Annotated in this window: 3 protein-coding genes; all 3 read right to left on the bottom strand. The window is 46.5% G+C overall.

All coding sequences use genetic code 11. The features are described 5' to 3' along the window. Nucleotides 1–1,574, bottom strand: a 1,574-nt coding sequence (locus Q0526_RS03620; RefSeq protein WP_298730931.1) for a recombinase family protein, incomplete at its 3' end; no start/stop codon positions are given. A 293-nt stretch (nt 1,575–1,867) separates the two neighbouring features. Then, complete coding sequence (locus Q0526_RS03625) at nt 1,868–2,923, bottom strand: virulence RhuM family protein (RefSeq protein WP_298730933.1); 1,056 nt, start codon at nt 2,921–2,923, stop codon at nt 1,868–1,870. 387 nt (nt 2,924–3,310) lie between these two features. Next, nucleotides 3,311–5,263, bottom strand: a complete 1,953-nt coding sequence (locus Q0526_RS03630; protein ID WP_298730936.1) for a recombinase family protein — start codon at nt 5,261–5,263, stop codon at nt 3,311–3,313. Nucleotides 5,264–5,416 lie beyond the last annotated feature (153 nt).

Genomic DNA, 5,416 nt, shown 5'->3' on the forward strand with positions numbered 1-5,416 from the left:
AAGCTGAGCGTGAGCTCCAAGAGTCCAACGCAATTACTTGCGAGGATTCTTGATTGCGGCCTGCTTATTGGGTCGTCATCATAGGTATGTACCCAAAAGCGCGTACTGTTTGCATCCTCAAGTATCCTATTGACGGCCCCATCCCCTTTCTTCGCTTTTGTTTTTCCCGGCATGATTCTTTCTGCCGAAATCGAATGATAATTATACGTTCCGCGCACATTGCATTGAACAGTGCATGACACTTGAAATAGATTTAGTTCCCAGATGAATTTCTGTCCATCGATGGAAAAGATTCTCGGCACAAATCTGTCCAGAAATTCCCGACTGATTTCACCGTTTGGAAACGGCTCTTGCCAGCTAAGTGCTTCCTCTATCTTTTCGCTATTGGTCGCTGCGTTTTCTGGTTTCCGCCGGTATTCTTCCAAAATCTCCTGTCGGTGATTCTGCCAAACGGTTTTGTAGATTTCTCGCGCCATCAGTTCGAGCTTCCATGCTTGCACATTGGGAGCGCTGCATTTGGGCGGTTTGCTCCTCAGCGACCGCTGATAGCAAATATATCGGATAATACCTTTTTCTGCATGGAACGCCCGCATTCTGGCTCCACAGCCGCAAAACAGGCGGCAAGCCCATTTGTCGGTGTGCTCGCTCTTTCCATACAAGTAAGCCTGCGTTATATTGCCGTCTTTGTACGACTGCCATGTATGTCTGCGGCGCTGGCATCTATCCCATAGTTCCGCTGAAACGATTGGCTCAAAGCTGCCTTTTACCAGAATGTAATCCTGTTCGCTGTTCTTGATGCTTTTATGGCTGAGGAAATCATCAATATGCGATTTGTTGTATGTCAAATACCCTTTATAAATCGTATTCTTGGTGATTGAGAGAACCTGACGCGCGCTCCATTGTGGCATTCCGGATTTATTCGGTGCGCCTTCTTGCGTTAGTGTCTGGGCTATCTCGGTGCCATTTATGCCATCAGCATACCAAGCAAAAATTTTTCTGACAGTCTCTGCCTGACTTTCCTGCACCACAAGCGTATGAGCCTTTTTATCACGCTTATATCCAAACGGTGTCGGTCCCGCAACATAGGTACCCTTTTTCTGTGACGTCTGAATGCCCGCCTTGGTGCGTTCACTCATTTTACGGCTTTCATCTTGTGCAAGACTTGCCATAATGGTCAGGCGAACCTCTCCATCTCCACGCATCGTCCAGATGTCATCATTGACGAAGTATACTTCAACGTCGTATTGCTTCAGCTCACGGGTCGTCACCAAAGTATCCACTGTGTTTCGGGCAAAGCGGGAAACCTCGCGGGTCACAATCAGGTCAAACTTCTTTTTCCGGGCATCTCGCAGCATTTTCATAAAAGAGGTCCGGGCTTTCATGCCAGTTCCGGAGATTCCCTCATCTGCATATTGTCCAACCACCATCCAATTCGGATGATGTTCTGCGAGCTCCAGATACCAGTTCATTTGATTTTTCAATGCTGATATTTGTGCTTCGATTTCCGTAGACACTCGTCCGTAGAACACAACTCTGCGCGGGCAGTTTTGCTGGTCTGCTTTATCGTATTGCATTGTTTTTCCCTCCTTCCCCATCAGTATAATACTGCATTTATCATTTTCAAAATGTACAAGTCAATGACTCTATACCACAGAAATTTCAGGAAATCGAACTAATTTGAAATTTCAGGAATCAAGAAATTTCAAAAAAATCAAGTTTTCTGAAATTTCGGCGTTAAAAAACATCGAGCAATTGCAAGTTTGCAGTGCAATATCATGGTATAGAAAAGCCGTGGAAGAAGATTCTTCCACGGCACGATTTTTTATTATACTACTTTTTCAATAAGGCATTGATAATAGTTCTTCTATCAGCCTTCATCGGCATGGTTTACTTCCTGCTCCAGCATAAGGAAGCGGTCAAAATCGCTCTCATACAGGCGATCCTGTACCAACCGATATTTTTCATACTCGGTCTCGGCGTGGAGCTTTGCTTGCTCCGCGCTGATCTTTCCGGGGTCGGTCAGTAGCTTTTCGCCGTTAAATTCCAAAAATCCGTCCAGACGTCTGGACCAGTCTTCCATGCTCATGGGAATCTTTCGCCGCGCCTGAAATTCTGCATAGTCCAGATACATTGTCACGATGCGTTCCAGATAGTCCATTTCCTCTTGGCTCAAATAGTTCTTGGCGACCGTCACATCCGCTTTTAGGATTTTGCCGTCGGGGGCATTTTCCCAAGTAGTCAGCCCCATGTGCTCTTTGGTGGCATCGGCGCGCTCGTAGATTAACTCGGCAGCTGTGTGGCGGTGGACAGCAAAGTGCATTTTATTCTGTACCGTCTGGAAAAATTGCCGCGTCGTCTGGGCACCCTTGTCATAGTCAAATGCGGTCGCATACAGGTCAGTGACTTTCTGATAGAATTTGCGTTCCGACAAACGGATTTCCCGAATTTGTTGCAGCTGGCGTTCGAAGTACTTGTCCGTGAACATATGGCCTTTTTTCAGGCGTTCGGTGTCCATTGTCCAGCCTTGGATCGTGTAGTCCTTCACGATCTGCCCAGCCCACTTGCGGAACTGCACAGCGCGCTGATTGTTCACCTTGAAGCCAACGGCAATGATAAGCTGCAAATTGTAGTGGGTGACTTCTCGGTTAACCTGCCGGGCGCCCTCTGTTTGAACTATCCGGAATTTCCGGATAGTTGCCCCCTGCATCAGTTCGCCATCGTCATAGATCTTTTTTATATGTTCACTGATTGTACGAACATCCACATCATACAGCGACGCCATCATCTTCTGCGTCAGCCAAATATTCTCGTCCTCATACCGCATTTCATAGCTGGCGTTGCTCTCACCGGTAGCGGCTACAAAAGTCAGATACTCAGCGGCAGAACTATGAATCATTTGCTTGGCTTTTTCTTTTTTAGTCATATTGCCCACCACCTGCTGTGTTTTCTTATAATTCCTAAATAGTATAATCATATAGTACCATTTATCGCCACAAATATCAAATTAAAAGTCATTCCATAACAACACAAAAATGCCGTGGAAGATGTTCCTCCACGGCACGATCTGTCGTTATAGCTGTGCGTTTTTCTCCCTCTGCAAATTCCAGACAGGCAACCCTTCCCGGCGCTTTGCCTCGCACAACCTTGCAGCTATGCGATATGTTTTCTCGCACCTTGGCACGCTCGCGGAATCCGGTCATGGCGCTGCTTCCCCAATGCGGTACAGCAGAGGACGCTATTCACTTTTTCGGAGGTTTGGAACCTCCTAATACATAAGAGAACAGCGAGCCGGATTTTTTCCGCAACTTTTTCAATTTTCTTTTTTTACCAGAAATATATCCACCCGCATATCTTTCCACAAGCCGGGGTGGATCTTCATTCCTCGCGCTTTCTGATACTCGTAGGCTGTCACAAAGTCAACTGCAAAACTCAAAAGCGGCATCTTTTCATCCACCACACTCACCTGATTTTCTTTACAGCTTTCCATCCATTCCAACAGCTTGCGTTTTCTTTTGGTGCGATTCATGTTCAAAAAGAAATCCTGTGGGCGGCATATCTCTGTGCAATCTGGTTCAGCGCTTTCTTTAGTCTGCTTGTCGATTTGCTCTTGCTCAATATCATAAGGAACGCCACTTTTATAGGTAACCATCGCTACCGGCTGCCTCTCCGATGGAACAGGCATGATCTGCTGCACGTTTATCAACTGCAACATCCAAATATAGTGGTTATTGCTTTTTACAATCCGGACGGCATACCTGTCCAGAAAGCCCAGCTCTATTTTACCATCCGGAAAAGAAGCATCATCGCTGAGCGCAGCCTCAATGCTGTGCATATCCAACCTTGCTTTAGGACGCTGTTCCTGTATGGAACTTTGCAGTATGCCTTCAACATTTACTATTTGATTGTTGATTTCCGTACTTCTGGTTAAGAAATCATCCATAGTTATGCTTCGGCTTGCCCGCTGGCTGACAAGATCGTCTAATTCCTCATTCAGCGCAGAGAGCTTATTTTCCAGCCGGGTCACATCATTCGGCGTGCCGGTAGTGTTCAGATTTGCATCCAACATCCGCAAAAGACTCAATATATCCTCGGCATTTTCTTTCCAAACTGTACGGAACACTTCCCTTGCCATCAATTCCAGTTTCCATTCTGATGCGTATGGTGCCGGACAAGTAATGCCGTTCAGTGCTCTGTCGGCATCTTTCTTTTTGAACATTTTCGACCGTGCGCAGATAAGCCGCATATTTTTTCCACCGTTGGCTGTTTTATCGTAGCCTTCGATTTGGAATCGCTTCCCGCAATCACAAAACAGAATTTTCGTCCACTTATTCTGCGGAAAGGACACGCCAAATTTATGGGCACGACCATCCTTTCCTTTGACAAATGCAGCCCGCTTGCTGCGGATCTGATTGCAGGTTTCCCAAAGCTCTTCTGAGACGATTGGCTCAAAGTCGCCTTTTACAAGAACATAGTCTGCCTCGCTGTGATTGATACGGTTATGGCTGAGGAAGTCATCAATATGAGATTTATTATAGGTCATATAGCCCTTGTAAGTGGGCTTGCGGAGTACCCGCGACACCTTGCTCGCCGTCCAGCTCAGGCCACCACCGCCATCCTTGCAGTTTTCTTCTATAAGCATTTTGGCAACAGTCGTTTCACCGTACCCCTCGGCGTACAGGTTAAAAATTCTGCGCACCGTTGCTGCCTGTTCCTCATTGATTACATAGGTTTCGTCCACGCGGTCATAACCGATTATATTGCCACTGCCATAGAGTACGCCCTTTTCACGGCTCATCTTCTGTCCGGCCTTTACGCGCTCGCTGGTCTTGCGGCTTTCATCTTGGGCAATACTCGCCATAATGGTCAAGCGAACTTCTCCATCGCCATCCATTGTCCAGATGCCATCGTTTACAAAATAGACTTCCACACCGTATTGCTTCAGTTCTCGCGTGGCATTCAATGCATCCACCGTGTTACGCGCAAATCTCGACAATTCACGAGTGACGATCAAATCAAAGCGATGTTCCTTTGCGTGCTCCATCATCCGCATAAATGATGGACGTTTCTTCATCTGCGTTCCGGTTATACCTTCGTCTATGTACTGCGCTACAACGCTCCAGTTGGGATTGCGCAATGCAAGATCCGTATACCATTCCATCTGATTTCCCAGCGCAGATAACTGTTCTTCGTGCTCTGTTGAAACACGACCATAAAACACCACCCTGCGCGGTCGATTCTTGTAATTTCCAATATAGTCTGTCATATCGAACGCCTCCTTGTTCTTTCATTGTACAAGGGGCAAATTCATAAGGGAAATGTACAAACACTGGTATACTTGCCAGAGCTTTGCTGCCCTATACTTATTAGGGTTCACCTAAAATAGCCCCAAAGAGGCCAGAAGAAATAGCCAAATCTG

The sequence above is a fragment of the uncultured Subdoligranulum sp. genome (assembly GCF_937890665.1).